Source organism: Vibrio sp. (assembly GCF_984391705.1).
The window spans coordinates 4,913-6,490 of the sequence record NZ_CFHWOM010000101.1; the positions used below are offsets into that span (position 1 = coordinate 4,913).

Genomic DNA, 1,578 nt, shown 5'->3' on the forward strand with positions numbered 1-1,578 from the left:
AAAATTTGAAGGGTTGATGTGAAAGCATCAACCCTTTTGCGTATCAGAAGCCAAGCTTAGCTGACTGAAAGATTACGCCTCTTCTTTACGAAGTGGGTTCTTCTTACCGCCAGTGACAGGATCTGCTGTTCCCGCAGCTTTAGCTTGTTCTGCACGCTTACGACGAATCTCTTTAGGATCCGCAAGCAAAGGACGATAGATTTCGATGCGATCTTTATCACGCACATTGGCGTCAAGTTTAACGTTACGGCTAAACACACCGACTTTATTTTTCTTCAGATCAATCTCAGGATATTGCTCCAAAACGCCAGACTGCAGGATGATTTCCTCAACCGTCATATCTTTGTTCACCACCAGCGTAAAAACACGCTGCTCCTGAGGCAAAGCGTAAACAACTTCAACATGGATCATGTCGGACTCAATACTCATAAGCTGGATACACCTGTTTTGCACGTTGAGTGAAAGCATTCACCATATTATTGGTTAACTCATTGAATACTTTACCAAAAGCCATTTCAATCATTTTACTTGAAAACTCAAACTCCAATTTCAGCTCTACTTTACAAGCTTGCTCATCAAGAGGAGTAAAAAACCAACCGCCTTTCAGCGTCTTAAATGGCCCATCCACCAAATTCATCATGATCGCTTCGCCAGAAACTAACGAATTTGATGTGGTAAATGTTTTGCTAATCCCTGCCTTAGAAACATCAACTGAAGCCACCATTGCCTCTGAGCTCGATTCAATCACACGTGAACCCGAGCACCCTGGCAAAAACTCAGGATAGCTAGCGACATCGTTCACTAGATTGAACATCTGTTCTGCACTAAACGAAACCAAAGCAGAACGGCTGACTTGCTTCATATTGACTCCTCGTATCAATTGCTTGAACTTCAAGCTTGTAAGCAATTTTACTTTTATTTGCACTCAGCGCAAATAAAGGGATTTCCTAACTTAAATCCTAACCGTATAATGCAGCCATTATGGCAAAGAAAAAATCTAAACAAAAAGCGGGTAGCAATACCATCGCGGTCAATAAGAAAGCTCGCCACGAATACTTCATTGATGATGAAATTGAAGCTGGCTTAGAGCTACAAGGCTGGGAAGTTAAGGCACTGCGTCAAGGCAAAGCAAACATCGCCGAAAGTTACGTATTTATGCGTGACGGAGAAGCTTTTGTCAGCGGTATGACCATCACTCCTCTTAATCAAGCATCAACTCACGTAGTGGCAAACCCAACGCGTGTACGTAAGCTCTTAATGAGCCGTCGTGAACTCGACAACCTACTCGGTCGCATCAACCGTGAAGGTATGACACTAGCAGCGCTTTCGCTCTACTGGTCTCGCTCATGGGTGAAGATGAAAATTGGTGTAGCAAAAGGTAAAAAGCTGCACGACAAACGTACTGATCTAAAAGAAAAAGATTGGGCTCGTGAAAAAGCGCGCGTGATGAAGAGCTCACTGCGCTAATATTGAGCACTTAAACGCACAAGGCTAGACAGGTTAGACTTTTCTGGTAGTATGCGAAGAACACTTTGGGGCTGATTTAGGATTCGACAGGAATTTTGCAGTCTGAGGTGC

3 protein-coding genes are annotated in these 1,578 nt (G+C 43.5%); 1 reads left to right on the forward strand and 2 read right to left on the reverse strand.

The genetic code is table 11. The features are described from left to right. Window positions 1-72 precede the first annotated feature (72 nt). Window positions 73-429: an RnfH family protein gene (locus AC4MRV_RS21255; RefSeq protein WP_491189284.1), complete on the reverse strand. Its 357-nt coding sequence runs from the start codon at window positions 427-429 to the stop codon at window positions 73-75. Next, entirely contained in the window at window positions 419-862 is a 444-nt protein-coding gene (locus tag AC4MRV_RS21260) for an SRPBCC family protein (RefSeq protein WP_005471451.1), read from the reverse strand. Before AC4MRV_RS21260 ends, AC4MRV_RS21255 begins: the two co-directional genes overlap by 11 nt. 119 nt (window positions 863-981) lie before the next feature. On the opposite strand from AC4MRV_RS21260, the gene smpB reads away from it, so the two are divergent. Beyond that, complete coding sequence (gene smpB / locus AC4MRV_RS21265; RefSeq protein WP_005471475.1) at window positions 982-1,467, forward strand: SsrA-binding protein SmpB; 486 nt, start codon at window positions 982-984, stop codon at window positions 1,465-1,467. Window positions 1,468-1,578 lie beyond the last annotated feature (111 nt).